We start from the raw sequence: 17,948 nt of genomic DNA on the forward strand, positions 1-17,948 counted from the left end.
ACCATCCATAGTGTTTATTTTGACATTAGCTGATCAACTACCTTTGTCAAAACGATAATTTAGAACGCGGCCTACAAATTGACTATTTCCGAAGCCCTGCAAAAAAGTGCAAAAAACCTACGAATTTCGGCATATTCCTACCATTTTAACCGTTTCAATATCCCCTCAGCCCGCTATCCGTTAAAACAGTTTTGGAATAGTGCACAATACCCACTACACAGGAAAAAATCGGCAGGTATAATTGCGCGCCTGTCATCGTCAGTAGAAAGGTCATCCAGCGTTGATTATCTTCACCGTCACCAACAAAGTAACAAAACAAATTTATGTGGGCTCCACTCGCAATGACCTTGAAAGCCAATGGGAAAAAATGGTGGCTGCAGCACACCAGGATCTAGACTACCCGCTATACAGAGAGATCCGCATCCATGGTGAAGACGAATTTACCGTAGAGGAATGGGATAGGGCTGAGTCTCGTGAAGAGTTGGCTGAACTGGAACAGGATGCCATCGACTTTTTTGGCGCCGAAAATCTTAGAGGCTATAAGACCAGTACTGTAAAAATTCTGCCAAAAAAGAAGAAACGCCAGCGCAAGTCCAATATTGAAAAAGAGTTGGCTTCCATTTTCGCAGAAATCGGCGAAGGTGATACCAATGCACCTCCAAGTCTGGCCATAAAAACCGGAGATGCTTCCAGTGAGTCGGACAAGGGTTCTGCTCAACGATCAGAAACCAAATCTGCCTCTGCCCAGACGCATCAGACCGCTCAACCTTCAGGTGCGCCTGCTGCTCCCAGAACGACTCTGAGTTCGACGGAGATTAAGGTTGAAGTTAACCAGCCAGAAACTGAGCAGCCAAAACCTGAAGTAGCAAAAGCTGCCGGCTCCAGGGCCAATGCCATGGTTCAGATGAACAGCATTGAAATGAGCGACGATATCACTGCGCAGTTGGCAGCTATTACTGCAGCCGCAGATGCCTGCCTGGCTGGAGACAGCAGTGCATTGTCACAGCTGGATGTTCAACCTGAGCCTGCAGTTGAAGAAGACAATACTCAGCCAGAAGAAGCTGAAGCCAAACCTGTAGCCATTATTGAAAAAGAAATCATTGTCGCGGAGCCTATTTGCCCCAAAGAGCTTCGTATCCGGGAAGCCATTGAACGTCACAGAAAACAACGCGCCCAGCGCAGTACTGAAATCCAGGAAAGCGAGAGAAGAAAAATGGCCGAAATTCTGGCCGAACTTGATGCCAGGATTCAGGAAATGCACACAGGTGAATTAGCAGCTGTAGCCTGATTTCTCCCCTGGAGCTGGCTCTCCCTGAGCCAGCTCTTCTATAACCTCCGGAAAGACAATAGATACAATTTATCCTCATCCACCATTTGCTCCATTATCAGCCCAGTACCTTCAACAAGCTCGTCAACCTGCCCCTGATCTTCAGGAAGTAAGTGCGGTACCACCTGCGGATATTTCTTATGCAACCCTAACTGAAAACCTCTTCCCATTGGATGGCTAATATGAAGCCGGGCACCATAGGTCATCTGAGCGGCTATATGCCGTATAACAGCCCCCGGATCCAGCAGATTACCAAAACAGGCATTGAACCAGACGCTGTCAAAGTCGACAGGCGACGAGAACTTGAGAATATCACTCCTGACGGTCTTTACTCCCGGATAACGACTGGATAGTACCCCCAGCATTTTTTCTGAAAGATCAACAGCGGTTATATCCGCAGACGGATTCCTTTCAAGAAACACTTCAGTCAGCGCACCACAACCAGCCCCAACATCCAGAATTCTAACCCCCGGCTCCAGACCTCTATCGCCAAGGCCTTTGTCCACTAAAGCCTCAAGCCGCCCCCGGAGCTCTTCAGAAATAAAACCCTCTTTTGAAAAGTATGCTGCAGCCTCATTGAAAACCTCTTCCTGGTGCCGGACAAAAGCATCGGGGTCCGCACGATTGTCAGCGTTTTTTTCACCTTCTTTAGCGGACATATAACGGTCATAGCTGTTTTTCATTCACATCTCTCCAGAAAACGATTTCTACCTTTGAGCTGAACCAGCAGCAGCTCTCTTCTACTCAGTATTCTTTCGGCAACCCTTTCAGCAATAACACCTAGGAGCCTGACCAAGAATAGACAGCCCGGCCTAAAATCCAGAAAGAACGGCCATCTTTTCCGTTGAATTTGCTTAAATAGGTTAACTATTCGCACAAATTCAGTGAAAAAGCTGACTCGTTCTACTGAATTTTATGCTCGGACGCTATTCTCGGTCAGCCTCCTAGAACTATAAATACGAAAGCAATCTTCGCAGAATAATCTGCGCTATAACGAAATCTTCTATTTTTTGGCAGAGACTATCAATTTAACCACAACTTCTGTGGATAACCCTGTTAATGGCTTTCTTCATCTCGCACCAACCCCCTCAGTTACAAGCTTCCCAGCGAAGTGAACATTATTTGCTCACACTCTATAGCAGGCACTATATATAGGGACATAAAGAAATTTAAACACAAGACAGGGTTTTACCCTCATCAATAAACCTAAGAACTCTCCACTAAAAACCGCGCCTTAACGAAGATACGACGACACTACTCGCATATTCCACTCAGTTATAAAAGTCGTTATAATTAGAAGCTTTTACTCCTGCGTGAAACATCAGCATGTTAGAACGGCTATTCAAACTAAAAGAACATCAAACCGATGTTAAGACAGAAGTACTGGCAGGCATTACCACATTCCTGACCATGGCTTACATTATTTTTGTAAACCCCAGTATGCTGGCAACTACCGGTATGGACCAGGGCGCAGTATTTGTGGCCACGTGCGTAGCTGCAGCCATCGGCTGTATGATCATGGGTTTCTACGCCAACTATCCTATTGCCCTTGCACCTGGCATGGGTCTGAATGCCTTTTTCGCTTTCACCGTTGTTGGTCAGATGGGTTATAGCTGGCAAGTCGCACTGGGTGCCGTGTTCCTTTCTGGTATCTGCTTCTTCGCACTAAGTGCCTTTAAGGTTCGCGAGTGGATCATTAACAGTATCCCACTTTCTCTGCGAGGCGGTATTGCAGCAGGTATCGGCCTTTTCCTCGGCTTTATCGCATTGCAGAATGCCGGCATTATCGTCGACAGCCCTGCGACACTGGTAACACTGGGAGATATGAGTTCATGGGGGGCCATCATGACTTCCATCGGCTTTGCGCTGATTGTGGCTCTCTACTATCGCAATGTAACCGGCTCAGTCATGATTGGTATCCTGTCCATCACGATCATTAGCCTTATTGCTGGCAAAATAGAAATGAATGGTGTGGTTTCCATGCCCCCCAGTATCACTCCAACTCTACTTGAACTGGATATAGCCGGTGCGCTGGAAGTTGGAATGGTCAGCATTATTTTCTCATTCCTGTTTGTCGATCTCTTTGATACTTCTGGCACCCTGGTGGCTGTTGCCCAGAAAGGAGACCTTCTGGATAAAGACGGTAAATTCCCTCGTCTGGGTCGAGCCCTGATGGCAGATTCTGTAGCCAGTATGGCTGGTGCAGGACTGGGAACATCTACCACCACCAGTTACGTCGAAAGTGCATCCGGTATTTCTGTCGGTGGCCGAACGGGTCTGACAGCAGTTGTTGTTGGATTTTTGTTCCTGGGATGCTTATTCCTGTCACCTTTAGCTGCCATGGTTCCTGCCTATGCGACCGCACCTGCCCTGATTTTTGTCGCAGTATTGATGACTCACAGTATGTTCCAGATCAACTGGGACGACCTGACTGAAGCAGCACCCGTTGTTATTGCGGCTGTTTCAATGCCTCTTAGCTACTCTATTACCACCGGTATTGCTTTTGGTTTCATCTCCTATACCGCTATCAAGCTCTTGAGCGGTCGTGCAAAAGATCTCAATTCGGCCTTGGTTATCCTTTCAGTGCTGTTCACTGTCAAACTGGTGATGTTCAGTTAATGAGCTGAAAAGCAGTTTTCATCTCTTCAAAAGCGGCCCATAATATGGGCCGCTTTTATTTACATGGACGTAATGTATCCTGGCGATTCAGGGGCAATCTCCAGGATGCTTCATACATGAGTTAGAATTCATCATCTCACTCTGAAGCTCCATAAAGTCTCCATATCCAATATCGAAGATAACCATGTCATTAGCCGTTGTAGAACCTGAAAAGTACGCAGCCCAGCTGGCCGAAAAGGTCAGCCTTACCCGAGAAGAGTTTCAGGCTTTCGATATCCCTGAACTGGAGATTTTCAGGTCCCGGCCAGAACATTACCGAATGCGGGCAGAGTTTCGCATCTGGCATGAGGGAGAGCATAGTTTTTACCGCATGTTTGACTCTGAGACCAAACAGCCTTTTAGTATTGATCAATTCCCCGCTGGTTCAGAGCGCATCAATCAGCTGATGATGCCTCTGATGAGAGACATTGAGCAACACGAAATACTGCGCAAGAGACTCTTTCAAATGGAGTTCCTGACGACCCAGACGGGTGAAGCCCTGATCAGTATGCTCTATCACAAACAATTGAATGATGTTTGGAAAGTAGCCGCTGAAAAGCTTCAAACCACCCACAACATCCGGATCATTGGCCGAGCCAGAAAACAGAAAGTTGTGCTGGATCGGGACTATGTTGTGGAATCACTGAAAGTTCTGGGAAAAACCTACCAATACACTCAGGTTGAGAATAGCTTCACTCAGCCCAATGCTGGCGTGAACGAACATATGCTTGGATGGGCGAGCCGTGTCTGTGATGGCATAAAGGGAGATCTGTTGGAGCTGTATTGTGGTAACGGCAACTTCACTTGCGTTCTGGCAAATCATTTTGACAAGGTTCTTGCTACAGAAATATCCAAAACCTCTGTTAATTCTGCCCATAATAATTTCAAACTGAACAACATCCAGAATGTACAGATTGCTCGCCTTTCCAGCGAAGAATTCACCCAGGCTATGAACCGGGAGAGATTATTCAGACGCTTACAAGATATTGATCTGGACAGTTACCAGGTCTCTACTATTTTTGTAGACCCTCCCAGAGCTGGGCTGGATGCAGGTACAGAAACCCTGGTTCAAAACTTCGATAATATTGTCTATATCTCGTGCAACCCTGAAACACTGAAACAAAACCTGGAAAAGATCACTGAAACGCATACTGTACAGCGTATTGCTCTATTTGATCAGTTTCCCTATACCCATCACCGTGAAATGGGTGTTTTCCTGACACGCAAATAACTTCCTTTCAGGCCAAAAAGCAACCACCTCCAGGAGCCTGCCGGACTTATGCTTTCGAGCATAAATTTCAGTAGAGCGAGTCAAATTATTCGATGGATTCGTGCGAATAGTTGACCTATTTAAGCAAATTCAGTGGAAAAGATGGCCGTTCTTTCTGGATTTTAGGCCGGGCTGCCTATTCTCGGTCAGCCTCCTAGCCTTTTCTTTAGAGGAATTCTATACCAGACTGTTAGTCTCCCTGTTTCTATAGCGGATAAAAACCAGAGACAGGGATTCTAACGGAGTCAGAATGAAAAATTATCCAGCCTTTCTCTTTCTGCTGTGTATTTCTTTCTTTACAGGCCTTGTCAGCGCTAATGCTCTGGCAGCGAAGAATATTGACCTTCTTCTGGTCGCATACGATCAAGGCGAGAGCAACGCCTTTAAACAGCTAGAAAATGCTCTTGAAAAGCAAGGCATCAATTACCGTATATTATCGCTGGGAAGAGCAGCAGAAATTTTCAGGAACCATCCTCTCAATCTCTCTATCTCTGTACATAATGCCGAGCAGCTTAGAAACAACCGGGAAACCTCCTGGCCCGGTACCGCTCTTATTGAACTATCACAACGCATTAACCCCAAGATCGTCTACTCAGGAATGTCCAGTGCTGCCCAGGCTCAAATTCTCAACCATATGAGAACGCGAGGCAGTTACAACCTGGCTTTTTATGACAACTTTGACCCTGTAGTCACTAAAGAATATGTCCGTGCTTTTTTAAGCACTGTGAGTTCGCTTGATGAACTTCATATACCCAGTATCGCAACCCGGCAAAGCTTCAACGATCTCTCTTTTTCGCCAGCACCGCTTTATACCGTATCCGGACAACCCGCTCTCGAAGCCTGGGATGACATTTATCGACAGACGGACAACGACCGTGTTCGTCAGGAATTAAATCTCAGCACCCAACAGCCTGTAGTGGTATTTGCAGGAGGCTATGACGACACTTATGAGGATTACTTCAGAATCTTCATAGAGGCCACCCGAAAAATACCCTCCACCACCTTTCTGGTCACCTTCCACCCAAAAACCAATGGAGAGATTGAACGCCGCTGGATCAAGGAAAGAGGTGCAGGTAATGTCAGATTAATGGATAAGAGTCGTCATTCCACGGCTGCACTCACCAAGTTATCTGTCGCTGTTATGGTCCACAAATCCTCTATTGGCACAATGGCACTCTATAAAGGGAAGCCAGTGATCTACATCGCAGAACCGGAAGTGGACAATTTTCTCATTCGAAGAAACCTGGCATTTCTGGCCTCATCACCGGAAGAAGTAGTAAAGACTTTTCATTCAGCCACTGCCACTCATAATCGGTTTCTCTCACTGGAATCTCTTGGTATGCCTGACAAACCTTCAGAGTATATTGCAGTCGAACTAAGAGAAATTTTGGACGATTTAAGGTAATCCACATCAGGTAGACTTCCACCAGAAAGGTGATTATGGTTAACTGTTCTTGAATTCCTAATTTTACGGAGACTTCCGAATGGGAGGCAGGCTGACCCGCCTAAAAGTTGTTACAGGGTTGTTTGCCGTAGCTGTGATAGGACTCATTTCCCTGATCGCTATCGCCAACTGGCTGGTAAATACCAGAACCAGCTCACGGCTTTATACTGATATAGAAAGCATTCCATACAATAAAGTCGGCGTTTTGCTGGGCACCAGTAAATATGCCCGTGAAGGTGGCTATAACGATCATTACGCCCTCCGTCTCAAGGCTGCATATCGTCTCTACACCCGTGGCAAGATTGAATATATCCTGATCAGCGGTGACAATGGCACACCCTACTATGATGAGCCAAGCACGATTCGAAAAGACCTGTTAAAAATGGGCATTCCTCCAGAGAAGATTTACAGGGATTATGCGGGCTTTCGAACTCTGGATTCAGTTCTTCGAGCAAAATTTGTTTTTGGCCTAAACGAATTCACCATTATTTCCCAGACCTATCACAATAAACGAGCCCTCTATATTGCTCAGAACAGGGACATCAACGCTATAGCTTTCAACGCTGGTGACGGAACCAACAGCGACTTGAATAACAAAGCCAGAGAGGTTCTAGCAAGAGTTTTGGCGGTGCTCGAAGTCCACTGGTTAAACACCGGTCCTAAATACCTGGGCCCAATGATCGATATTGGTAATACACCTCCGACATAGGGCCGGATTTGCAATGCGTGTGAAAACCAAAGAAAAGATATGCCAACAGCTCTTGGCCTTATGCCTGCTTTTTCCTGGCATCAGCAGTTTTGCCGACAAGGACAGGCTTTCGATCTCAGCAGGACTGCTTCCTTCAGACTACCCCCCTCTGTTCTGGATCGATGATAAAAAGGGAATTGTGCAAAAAATCCTTGAAGCTATCAGCCAGCGAAGCTCTTACGACTTCAAGGAAGAGTATTACCCTTTTAACCGAATTATTTACAAGGTAGGCAATGACAGCCTGGATTTGGAAGCCTGGACCTCCCCGCAGTGGCGAGAAAGCATTGCCAAAAACGTTTACTTCACGGCCCCCTTCACAGAGCACTGTGAAGTGATCGTCCAGTTAAAAGACAGCGACCTTGAAGTAAATCATCCAAGTGACCTCCGGGGAAAGCGACTGGGGGTTGTGCAAAACTATACCTTTAAAACCTTTGAGCCTTTTTTTGAGACCGGAGAAGTCATTCGCAACAACTCCAAAGACGAAATGCATGTTTTGAGGCTACTAATGAAAGGTCGAAATAATGCAGCACTGATGGATGAGCTGGTTGCCCGCTATCTGATGAAAACCCGATTTCCAGGAACGTTTAAAACAGGCAAAACGTTTGACTGTGTGCCCATTGCTTTTATGTTCAGTAAATCTGCCGAGAAGCAGGGAAAAGAGATCAACAGTATTCTTCAGAAATTAAAGTCAGAAGGCATCATAGATCAGATTATGAAAGAGTACCGATAGACGACTAAAAGCCCATCAATAACATTTATAGTTCAATGTTAAGAAAAGATGATTTACGTACGTAATGCCTGAGCTTATCCATAGCATTTGGAAACCACTTATCAAAACCTCTTGTTTCCCTGACCAGCTCATCAGCCAGTCTTGGGTTGTATAAGTCGTTATAAATAAAGCCCGCCAGTGAAGCATCATGATGTCTGAGTTTATCTATGGCAGCCTGAAGGTCTGTCTGGCGAGTCACTCCTGCCATCACCATCAGAATCGTGCCATCAACCATGGCACAAATAGACTCAGCTGGAATATTGTTTCTGTTGATCGCCATGACTGGAGAAGTGTCAAACACCACCACATCGTAACGCTCTAACCAGTACTCCATCAGTTTATTCATATTACTCAGGTTTCGAAACATGATGGCATCGGTATCACAAGGCGCTGGAAGTATATCTATATCAGCTTCATCGTCATGCATGATACAACCATCAGCTGAACTGGGATTGGGTAACCAGTCAGTATGTAAATGACCTGACAAATCCCCTAACTCCGGGTGTAACAGGTTCACTTCAACCAACAGGGTATGTTTACCATCTGCTTCACTTCGCTTGCTCATGGCATAAGCCATGGTGCTGCAGCCTTCACCAGGATTGGTAGACGTCACCGCCAGAGATCTCATTCCCCGCCCAATAGTATTGCCATAGACCTGCTCTACTTCCAGATAATTGATGGGAAGCTTGATCATGTTACACCACCTAGAGGGCTGAGCCCGATATCAGAGACTTTGTCAGACTGACCAGCGAAACAATACTAAGTACATCTTTCAAGGCATCCATAAAGTAAGCAAACTGGGTATTGGATACATCTGGAATAAAAACCGTATCTCCTGGCCTGATTACTGGCAGCCTGGAGGCGTCAGGGTTTTTCATAAAGCCTATAAGATCAAATGTGTGTGCCTGATTCTTATAATCTGAGGCATTTACAATAATGATCTTTTCTATATAAGCTGTTTTGGTCGGCCCACCAGCCTCTGCCAGGAGATCAAGAATCGACATTTCGGAATTAAACTCGTAGCGACCACTTTTGTTCACAGCCCCTAGAATCCTTATTGTCTGCTCCTGTTTTTTCTCTACCCAGCTTCGGTTTCTGGAGGGAATAAAAATAGTATCTCCTACTTCGACGGAGGGCAGCAGTGTTTCATCGCCCGTTTCAAAGTAGTTAACCAGATTCAAGGTACTGACTCTGGGTGCAGATCCATTCCGATGAATGATTCGAACATTGGTCAGGTCCGCCTCATCTTTGGGACCTTCTGCTGCAGAAAGTATATCTAATAGATCAAGATGTTTGTTGAATGCATAACGACCTGGCGCAACCACTGACCCCATAATATAAATGGATTGATCGCTGCTGAGTTTTACCCAATTGGCTTTATTATCGGTTGGACTCTCTGGTAACTCTGGAAAAACAATGGTCGACCCACCGGACAGTTTGGGAAGAGAATCCCAGTTTCCGCCGTGGGCAAGAAAATGTTCCAGATTAAACTCACGACTGACTGCCTGACCACCTTTACCCGTTTCAATAATCTTAACTCGGTTCAAGTCTGCTCTTTTATTGGGTCCGCCGGCATGAGCCAGCAGGTCCATAAAAGTGATCGTCTCGGAGTATTCATAGCGACCGGGTTTGGTAACAGCGCCGAGCAGATGAATGGATTTATTGGTGGGAAGCTTGAGCCATGTTCTATCTATCTCTGTTCCTTTTTCAGGGACAAAAATGGCATCTCCCGCCATGATTTTGGGCAGCTGAGCCCCATCACCTTCAGCATAGTCCTGCAAATTGAATCGAACTACATCACCATTGGTTCTGAGAATCCTGACCATCCGTGTATCTGCATACCGATTAGGTCCACCGGCATTCGCAAGTACATCCAGAAACCCCACCTCTTCACCGGTTTCAAATGCACCAGGCTTCTGTACTTGCCCCATCACATAAACGACCCTTCCCCCAAACTTAACAGCCTCTACCTGCTTGGGTACAAATACTGTTGCCCCTTTAGAGAGTTTTATTACTGCGTTCTCATCCCCCTGATCCAGATATTTCTTGAGGTCGAAGAGTTTTGCTTCGTTGTTATCTATAATCCTGATCTGCTCGACATTCGCATATCGTGTCACCCCTCCAGACCTTAGCAGGGCATCTACTACATTAATCCCTTCCTTAAATGGAAAAGTAGTTGGCCTGATAACTTCACCGAATACCTTAAGCGCATCTCTATCCTGAGTAGGGTCCATTCCTTCAGTAGCACCCGGAGTAAAAGATTCACCATGTATATTACCTAATTGAGGTGATGATGGAATGAAGATGACATCAAGAGATTTCAAATCAGGTATTAGAGCGGGGTTACCGGTATCAAGGTAGTGTTTATAGTTAAACTCTTTAGGCCCACCTTCCCTTCTGAGCTGCAACTTATCAAGTTGTGCTCCATCTCTGAGGCCACCTGCAGCGTTAATAGCTGTTTGGATATTCCCACTACTGGAAAGCTCGACTTCTCCAGGGTTATTAACATAACCCAGAACCGTCACCAGAAGTCTTTTTTCCTTTAACAACACTGAAAGCTTATCCAGTCCTAGGTAGGCTGTTGACAGCTTCTTATAGATAATATTCTCAGTCTCTCCAAGCGTTTTTCCAGCTACCTTATGCTGACCTACTTCAGGCAGACTGACCTCCCCTTCTCGGCTAATAAGGAACTCTTTGTTGAACCCGTCTTCACCCGGAAGATCGATTCTTAAAATATCACCAGGCTGCAATGTATAATCTTTTAAAACTTCAGTGGTGTTGTATTTTTCAAGCCCGCCCTGTGTAACTGCCTTGCTGCTGATTGCTTGAACACCTTCGTTTTCAATAACTTTGGAATCAGCTGGTTGAATAGCCGCTTTTGTACCTCCGGCGGATTCTTTTTCTTTAATAGGCGCCTTAATTTTCTGAGCAGTTTTTTTGATTGCTTCTTTTTTCTTCTTTGCAACAGGCTTAGGCTCTGGAACACTTTCTTTAAGTACAACAGGGTCAGGAATCTTTTTTCTAGTCAGCGATACCATAATGATATCCTTTCCCTGAACCTCAAACTTAGCCATATCATCCTGGAGAATGGCTTGCCTGTTTCCAGACCTGATGACTGAATAAGCAGGTAAGAATAACCGGTTTTCAAATAGCGGCAGAAAATGCTGAACTTTGGCAAGATCAGTATTCTTTGGTAACCAGTAACTCCCCGGCTCATCAAGATCTCCCAAGAAGGTAACCCTGATCATGTTAGTGGAGTCAATAAAATCGACCTTCGATGTTTGATAGGCCGATCCTAAGGATTCTTTAATTTTCTCTGATGCTTGAGATACACTTAGGCCTTCTAAATTAATAACATGACCATCACCCATAACAATGTGGGCACTTTCATTAATTGAGAGCAGGGGGTATTGAGGAACCCCTTCTTCAGAGTAAATGGCTACTCTTTTTCCAGGCTGCCATGCTTCTTCAGAAAAAGCTAATGAAGACACCATCATAAGTATTAGTAAAAGCACCTTATTCACTGGATGGACTCCTGATGATGGTTGACTCAAGGTCAATAGAATCTCGCCACTCTCTTAATCTGTATTTTTTAATCTGCTTTCTTATATCTACTGAAAATGCAAGGCCATCTGAACTAAGAAGTACCGGTGATAAAACACCCTTTTTATTTTCTATATTTCTGGTATTTATTCCCTTACTGGAAAAGTAATTAGTAATTTCATTCCCAGCATTTTCATCTACTGAATAAATAGACAGGAATATTTCAGGATGATTCTCCATCGCGGAGTAAACCATCAATAGTCGTTTATGAAAGCCCACCGATATTTCACCACTGGAACTTATCTGATCACATTCGCAGTTCAATGCGGCTGCCAACTCATGAGAGAAATCTTCTGAAGGTGTGTCTATGCCATTAAAACTCACAAAACTATCCAGACATTCACTATTTTCAGAGAGGCTGGACATCAGCCTGTTCACATAATCCAACTGTTCCATAGCGGTGGCCACACTATACTGAGCATCCAGAAACAGGCTGCCATCTATTTCCATTTTTGCTCTTCGTAAATAACTCCTCACCACTTTTATCTGACCTGGCATGCAATATTCAGCACCTTTATTGACAACAAAAGCCATTCTGGACTCTCCAATATCCCATAGGCTTTTCAGATAGGCCTGATCTACAGCTTCTGGTGTTTCGGGGTAGCGATCGGTAATACTGACCACACGCTCCGAATGATCTGGCCAGTGGTTGCACCCTGTGATAAATAAAATCATCAGACACAAAAAAGCCCTGCAGAAATGCTCTGCAGGGTTATGCAAGATTTGTAGTACTTGATCAAAAATTTTTTTAGAGGTTAGACAGATAATCTTCCACATCATTATATTGCTTGATCGCCTGGTTGATTCGTAACATGCTAAGTAATTCATCTGGCTTCCCATTAACGCCAACTAAAGCCAGCTGCCTGTTTTCAATTTTTAACCGTTTATAAAGAAAGACAAGAGCACCAATACCTGAAGAATCAAGTTCTTTCACAGAACTCATATCAACCAGGACATCACCTGCACAATCTCTAATCAGATGATCGAAGTGAGATCTTACCGCATTAACAGTTTCGGCATTGAATTGATCTGTCAGTGAGATAACATCGCATGACTGTGCATGCCAGGTTGCGTAATCCATTACTTCCTACTCCTTAACTTTATTCATGGGCTTCTCAAACACAAAAACCCAGACATCTTTTTTTTAAGACTAATTACCAGACTAGACAAGCATTAACTTAAAAGTCGGGTGTACTATACCCTTTAGAAATATCAGAATTAATTCAAAATAATATTTCCTAATCAAAAAGCCTTTTTGACAATTTATCACCACTTTTTTTAAACAAAAATCAAATAAAAACACACTGCGACAATTATCTGATCTAATAAAAAACCTAATTAAAATCGTACTTAAAGATTACAATTTCGTATTAGTAGCTTGCTCTTAACTTCCTATAGTTAATCTCACAAGGATAATAAAAAGCTCTTTAAACAACATCCGGTTGTTACTAATTGCTTTCTCCTTTTTCATAAACAGCCAACCTCATTGAAGTCTGTCGTTGAAAAACGTTCTATGAATGGCATCGAAAGAAGTCAAAGAATATGGAAACCAGCACAGGCATTGATGCTAAGCAACGCTTATCTGCCAAACTGCTTAAAGCCGTTCTTCTGGCAGCCTGTGTATTAGGCATAGCAATCAGTTGTGTGCAGATTTTCATTGACGCTCGCCAGTCCAGTAAAAGTATTGATTCAGAAGCCCAACAAATGTTGGCAATGATCAGGGAATCTTCCATTCAGGCGGCTTATAGACTGGAACCCACTATGGGAGAAGAAATTCTTTCTGGTCTGATGGAGCACCAGTCCGTTCACGTAGCAGCTATCAAAATACCTGATGAGCCCGAACTGGCGGTCGTAGAACGAGGCCTTTCTACTTCACGGTATCGCCAGCTTTCTGACTATATTTTTGAGCCCATTCGTATTTATCGAATCCCTTTGTATAAAGAAGAGCCCTTTCATGAGTACTACGGTGAGCTACTTCTGGCTATTGATACTGCATACCATGGCAGAGAGTTTATTCTGCGCTCTCTGATTGTTTTGGTCAGTGGCATATTCAGAGCCATCGCCATGGCGTTATTGCTCTATCTGATTTATTCATTAGTGCTTACCAAGCCTCTTAACCGGCTAATCAGAAACCTGTCACAGATTAACCCAGATGCTCCTGGCTCTCATAAGCTGCCTATGCCAAAAGGTCACCAGAACAATGAGCTGGGTCTATGGGTAAGAACAGCCAATCAACTATTGGAGTCCATTGAGAGAAACCTGAATTTAAGGCAAAAAGCTGAGGCTCAAATCATGAGATTGTCTCAGTATGATTACCTGACCCGTCTGCCAAACCGTAAAACGTTGCAAAAACATCTTCAAAGTCTGATCAACAACCCACTGAATTCAGATAGCAATATAGCCATTATCTGTCTGGGACTGGATGACTTCAAGTCCCTTAATGCTCAGTTCAACTTCAATGCAGCTGAACATGCACTGGTCAAAATTGCAGACCGCTTGAGAAATTACATCGGTAACAGAGCTTATATCGGACGTCTTGGAGAGGACCAGTTTGCAATCGTTCTCTCCAAAATCACCCAACCCTATGAAGCTGCAGAAATGGCCCAGACTCTTCTCAAGCAACTGACCAGGCCGATTCTGGTGAACGATGAAAAAATAACCATTAGCGGTACTGTGGGCATTACGCTTTATCCTGACGATGGTCAGGAAGTAGACAACCTCTTGCAGCAGGCAGAATTCGCTATGATTATGGCCAAATCCAGAAGCCATAACCGTTATCAATTCTATATTGCAACGATCGATACTGAGATCCGGCAGCGTAAAAAACTTGAAATGGATCTCCATGAAGCTCTGGAACACCATGAATTGAGCTTGGTATATCAACCTCAAATTGACTTCAAAACATCTCAAATGGTCGGAGCAGAAGCTTTGCTTAGGTGGAAGCACCCCGAGAAAGGGCTTATTTCACCAGAAATGTTTATCCCCATGGCAGAAAGCAACCTGGATATTATTCCCATAGGGGACTGGGTTCTCGAATCTGCCTGCCACCAACTCCATGAATGGCGTCAGAATGGATTTAGTGATTTAAGGATTGCCGTTAACCTTTCAGCCATTCAACTACGAGATAAAAACATTGTTGATCGCATCAACTATTTGCTGAACAAATACCAGATACCGCCACAGCGGCTTGAAATTGAAGTGACAGAAACCTGCATTATGGAAGATATCGAGCTTTCATCCGAGCAGCTCAATAAGATCAAGGCAACGGGCATTACACTAGCATTGGATGATTTCGGTACCGGCTACTCTTCTCTGAGCTATCTAAAGCAGTTTCCATTCGACAAGTTGAAAATTGATAAAACGTTTGTTGAAGATTTGCCAGCAAATAAAGAAAACACTGTGATTGTTGAAGCCATCATTCAACTAGGTCGCAGCTTTGGTATTGAGGTCATCGCAGAAGGTGTAGAAACCAGAGAACAGGAAACACACCTTATTAACTCGGGATGCACAGAAGGCCAAGGATACTTTTACAGCAAGCCCATTCCTGAAAAAGAGTTTGCTGAGTTCCTGAGAGCCTGGAAAAACAAACCTGCAAATTCCTGAGGGACCCGTTAATGGACAGGCAGAAAGTAGTCATTTTGCTCGACTCCAGCGAACTTGGAGGGATTGAGACTCATATTGTTCATCTTGCCCTGGCCCTTAGACAGTCAGCCTGTGATTCTGAAATCTGGTTTTATAAACGCTATTCGCACACCCATCCTTTGGAAGAAAAATTAAAACAGAAACAGATCAACTTCCGTTACCTTGATGGTTCATTCAAACACCTAAGAAATCTTCTTAACTCTGAAGAGCCTCTGATTCTTCACAGTCATGGATATAAAGCCGCTGTTATGGGAAGGCTGGCAGCCCTGCTTGCTGGTACACCCTCTGTCTCAACTTTTCACAACGGTGATAAGGGCTCTGGCATAGTCAGGCTGTACACCCTACTCGACAAATTAACGAGTCGGTTGTCCAGTAATATCGCCGTCAGTGAAGAGATTGCAAAACGGTTGCCCAAGACACCAAAAGTCATTAACAACTTCATAAATATACGATCAGCCCCTTGTATACAGGGAAGAAATATCGCCTTTGTAGGAAGACTCAGCCATGAGAAAGGGCCTGACCTTTTCATTAGAATCGCATCTCAGCTCCCCGAACTGACTTTCAGAATGATTGGCGGTGGCCCAATGGAACAAGAGCTCAGCTCCGAGCCTCCTCCAAATGTCTCGCTGGTCGGACAAGTCCGGGACATGGAAACGCAATGGCCAGAGATTGGCCTGCTCTGCATCTCATCCCGTGAAGAAGGCCTGCCAATGGTTGCACTAGAGGCCATGTCCAGAGGAATACCAGTAGTCGCTTATCGACTGGGAGCACTGCCTCAGCTGATTCAACAAAATGCCAATGGCTGGATAGTACCCAGAGAGAACATTCAGGTGATGACAAAGCTGATTAAACACTGGTCCTGCCTTGATGCGGCACATCTGGACAATATGACCCAATGCTGTCTGAAAACCATAGAAAAAGACTATTCCTACGAGGCTATATTGCCACAGATTGTATCTGTCTACCGTCACGCTCTTTCAAAGAAAGGCCTGTCCTGGCCAATCGCTCATCAGTCTCCCTGCGAGAACCCCTCGATCACAGAATTAAGAGAATAACGAAATGGAACTGGGTCAGAATGTTATCAAGGGATTGAAAGTCGGTGCCATGCTTAGGCTGGCTGCTCAGATCTTTACTTGGCTAAACACCCTGATCCTTATCAGACTGCTGACGCCCGATGATTACGGCCTGATGGCTATGACCATGGCTTTTATCGGCATTTTTGCCCTGATGGGTGATTTTGGCATAGCCAAAGCGGTTATTCAGACTGAAACGCTGGACAAAAGCACCCTGAGACAATGCTTTACTGTAAATATTGTTTCTTGTGTCTGTTTCTTTTTAATTTTCTTTTTTTCGGCTCCCTTAATAGCCAATTTCTTTAACGAGCCCAGAGTCACCCTGCTTGTTCAGGTCATTGCTTTACAGCATCTGATTATGATTTTTCATACCCTTCCCTATGCTCTGGCCAGCCGCAACATGCTCTACAAGGAACGTGAGAAAGTGCAGTTCATTACTACCCTCAGTACCAGCATATTCACCTTGGTACTGGCTGCAACGGGCTGGGGAGTCTGGTCATTAATCCTGGGTCATTTATTCATGAGGCTAGTGTCCACCATTGGCTTTTTCAGGCTTCAGCCCTGTTGGATATTACCTGCCTGGAACTTCAAGGGGTTTTCAAAAATTGCAGCATTCAGTGGTCTCGCTACCATCAATGATGTACTTCGCTACCTCTATAACGTATTCACCAGTATCAGCATTGGTAAGCTGTTAAATAAGACTGAACTGGGTATTTTTTCAGTCGCCAGGAATCTGGCAAACCTACCGAGTGACAAAATAGGTGAGCTTTTAAATCATTTAGGGCTTTCATCTTTCGCCAAACTACAAAATGAAAAAGATGTAGCAGGGCTCTATTTAATCAAGTCCATTCAACTAGCCAGCCTGGCTTTATTTCCAATTTATTTTGGGATGTGCGCAGTAGCACCAGAATTAATTACTCTGGTGCTTTCCGAAAAATGGACTGCAGCGATCATTCCCTTCCAAATTCTTTGCCTGTCCAGCCCACTGAGAATGTTGTCAGAAATCCTGGCAACTGCTTCGACTGCAGTGGGAGAACCCAGAAAAAACACTCAAGCTTTACTTGGATCTCTGGTCATGTTGCCAATGATCCTCTTTGGTATTCAATATGGAGTCACCGGAGCCTGCTTAGCCTGGCTAGGCGTCACCGGGGTCAGCTTCATCTTCCATTTATGGAATATGCTGCCTGTTTTTCAGGTTTCAGCCATAGACTTTTTCAAGGCACTGGCTCCTGGGTTTATAAGTTCTGCACTGATGCTGTCAGGACTTTTTTTAATCCGATATCAATCACCAGATATCAACAGTTGGCTACTCTTTGGTGCAATGATTATGGCAGGAGGCCTGATATTCGTTTTGACCATGCTGCTTTTTTTCAGAACACAATCCAAAACCACTCTTGGTTATCTCAAGCATTAG

14 protein-coding genes are annotated in these 17,948 nt (G+C 44.6%); 9 read left to right on the top strand and 5 right to left on the bottom strand.

What is annotated here, in order from left to right:
• Positions 1-280 precede the first annotated feature (280 nt).
• Positions 281-1,288, top strand: coding sequence for a GIY-YIG nuclease family protein (locus GZ78_RS27070; protein ID WP_051785725.1), 1,008 nt, complete (start codon positions 281-283; stop codon positions 1,286-1,288).
• A 38-nt stretch (positions 1,289-1,326) separates the two neighbouring features.
• On the opposite strand, the gene GZ78_RS27075 is transcribed toward GZ78_RS27070, so the two are convergent.
• Positions 1,327-2,010, bottom strand: a complete 684-nt coding sequence (locus GZ78_RS27075) for a class I SAM-dependent methyltransferase (RefSeq protein WP_051785726.1) — start codon at positions 2,008-2,010, stop codon at positions 1,327-1,329.
• 643 nt (positions 2,011-2,653) lie between these two features.
• Between GZ78_RS27075 and GZ78_RS01835 the strand changes: the two genes are divergently transcribed.
• The 5 genes from GZ78_RS01835 (at position 2,654) to GZ78_RS01855 (ending at position 8,177) form a co-directional block, all read left to right on the top strand.
• Positions 2,654-3,946 carry an NCS2 family permease gene (locus GZ78_RS01835; RefSeq protein WP_034832308.1) on the top strand — a complete coding sequence of 431 codons (1,293 nt, stop codon included), beginning with the start codon at positions 2,654-2,656 and terminating at the stop codon, positions 3,944-3,946.
• Positions 3,947-4,130: 184 nt separating this feature from the next.
• Positions 4,131-5,216 carry a tRNA (uridine(54)-C5)-methyltransferase TrmA gene (trmA, locus tag GZ78_RS01840; RefSeq protein ID WP_034832311.1) on the top strand — a complete coding sequence of 362 codons (1,086 nt, stop codon included), beginning with the start codon at positions 4,131-4,133 and terminating at the stop codon, positions 5,214-5,216.
• A 289-nt stretch (positions 5,217-5,505) separates the two neighbouring features.
• Positions 5,506-6,660 carry a type III PLP-dependent enzyme domain-containing protein gene (locus GZ78_RS01845; protein ID WP_034832316.1) on the top strand — a complete coding sequence of 385 codons (1,155 nt, stop codon included), beginning with the start codon at positions 5,506-5,508 and terminating at the stop codon, positions 6,658-6,660.
• 79 nt (positions 6,661-6,739) lie between these two features.
• Positions 6,740-7,408 carry a SanA/YdcF family protein gene (locus GZ78_RS01850; protein WP_034832318.1) on the top strand — a complete coding sequence of 223 codons (669 nt, stop codon included), beginning with the start codon at positions 6,740-6,742 and terminating at the stop codon, positions 7,406-7,408.
• Between the two features lie 13 nt (positions 7,409-7,421).
• Positions 7,422-8,177 (top strand): substrate-binding periplasmic protein, encoded by a 756-nt coding sequence (locus tag GZ78_RS01855; RefSeq protein WP_034832320.1) that lies wholly within the window; start codon positions 7,422-7,424, stop codon positions 8,175-8,177.
• 25 nt (positions 8,178-8,202) lie between these two features.
• On the opposite strand, the gene GZ78_RS01860 is transcribed toward GZ78_RS01855, so the two are convergent.
• The 4 genes from GZ78_RS01860 to GZ78_RS01875 form a co-directional block, all read right to left on the bottom strand.
• Entirely contained in the window at positions 8,203-8,910 is a 708-nt protein-coding gene (locus GZ78_RS01860; RefSeq protein ID WP_051785727.1) for a CpsD/CapB family tyrosine-protein kinase, read from the bottom strand.
• Between the two features lie 10 nt (positions 8,911-8,920).
• A complete protein-coding gene (locus GZ78_RS01865) occupies positions 8,921-11,740 on the bottom strand; it encodes an SLBB domain-containing protein (RefSeq protein WP_152558493.1) in 2,820 nt (939 codons plus the stop codon).
• Entirely contained in the window at positions 11,733-12,494 is a 762-nt protein-coding gene (locus tag GZ78_RS01870; RefSeq protein ID WP_152558494.1) for a hypothetical protein, read from the bottom strand. Before GZ78_RS01870 ends, GZ78_RS01865 begins: the two co-directional genes overlap by 8 nt.
• A gap of 73 nt (positions 12,495-12,567) precedes the next feature.
• Positions 12,568-12,900: an STAS domain-containing protein gene (locus GZ78_RS01875; RefSeq protein WP_034832324.1), complete on the bottom strand. Its 333-nt coding sequence runs from the start codon at positions 12,898-12,900 to the stop codon at positions 12,568-12,570.
• Positions 12,901-13,361: 461 nt separating this feature from the next.
• On the opposite strand from GZ78_RS01875, the gene GZ78_RS01880 reads away from it, so the two are divergent.
• From GZ78_RS01880 to GZ78_RS01890, 3 genes are read left to right on the top strand one after another with little or no spacing between them, the layout of a single operon-like run.
• Entirely contained in the window at positions 13,362-15,422 is a 2,061-nt protein-coding gene (locus tag GZ78_RS01880; protein ID WP_034832326.1) for a putative bifunctional diguanylate cyclase/phosphodiesterase, read from the top strand.
• An 11-nt stretch (positions 15,423-15,433) separates the two neighbouring features.
• Entirely contained in the window at positions 15,434-16,516 is a 1,083-nt protein-coding gene (locus tag GZ78_RS01885; protein ID WP_051785729.1) for a glycosyltransferase family 4 protein, read from the top strand.
• A gap of 4 nt (positions 16,517-16,520) precedes the next feature.
• Positions 16,521-17,948, top strand: coding sequence for a lipopolysaccharide biosynthesis protein (locus GZ78_RS01890; RefSeq protein ID WP_034832328.1), 1,428 nt, complete (start codon positions 16,521-16,523; stop codon positions 17,946-17,948).

The sequence above is a fragment of the Endozoicomonas numazuensis genome, from assembly GCF_000722635.1.
Lineage (GTDB): Bacteria > Pseudomonadota > Gammaproteobacteria > Pseudomonadales > Endozoicomonadaceae > Endozoicomonas_A > Endozoicomonas_A numazuensis.

Coding starts and splice junctions, on each gene's coding strand:
- GZ78_RS27075 (WP_051785726.1), bottom strand. CDS start 2,010: ATGAAAAACAGCTATGACCGTTATATGTCCGCTAAAGAAGGTGAAAAA.
- GZ78_RS01835 (WP_034832308.1), top strand. CDS start 2,654: ATGTTAGAACGGCTATTCAAACTAAAAGAACATCAAACCGATGTTAAG.
- trmA (WP_034832311.1), top strand. CDS start 4,131: ATGTCATTAGCCGTTGTAGAACCTGAAAAGTACGCAGCCCAGCTGGCC.
- GZ78_RS01845 (WP_034832316.1), top strand. CDS start 5,506: ATGAAAAATTATCCAGCCTTTCTCTTTCTGCTGTGTATTTCTTTCTTT.
- GZ78_RS01850 (WP_034832318.1), top strand. CDS start 6,740: ATGGGAGGCAGGCTGACCCGCCTAAAAGTTGTTACAGGGTTGTTTGCC.
- GZ78_RS01855 (WP_034832320.1), top strand. CDS start 7,422: ATGCGTGTGAAAACCAAAGAAAAGATATGCCAACAGCTCTTGGCCTTA.
- GZ78_RS01860 (WP_051785727.1), bottom strand. CDS start 8,910: ATGATCAAGCTTCCCATCAATTATCTGGAAGTAGAGCAGGTCTATGGC.
- GZ78_RS01870 (WP_152558494.1), bottom strand. CDS start 12,494: ATGATTTTATTTATCACAGGGTGCAACCACTGGCCAGATCATTCGGAG.
- GZ78_RS01875 (WP_034832324.1), bottom strand. CDS start 12,900: ATGGATTACGCAACCTGGCATGCACAGTCATGCGATGTTATCTCACTG.
- GZ78_RS01880 (WP_034832326.1), top strand. CDS start 13,362: ATGGAAACCAGCACAGGCATTGATGCTAAGCAACGCTTATCTGCCAAA.
- GZ78_RS01885 (WP_051785729.1), top strand. CDS start 15,434: ATGGACAGGCAGAAAGTAGTCATTTTGCTCGACTCCAGCGAACTTGGA.
- GZ78_RS01890 (WP_034832328.1), top strand. CDS start 16,521: ATGGAACTGGGTCAGAATGTTATCAAGGGATTGAAAGTCGGTGCCATG.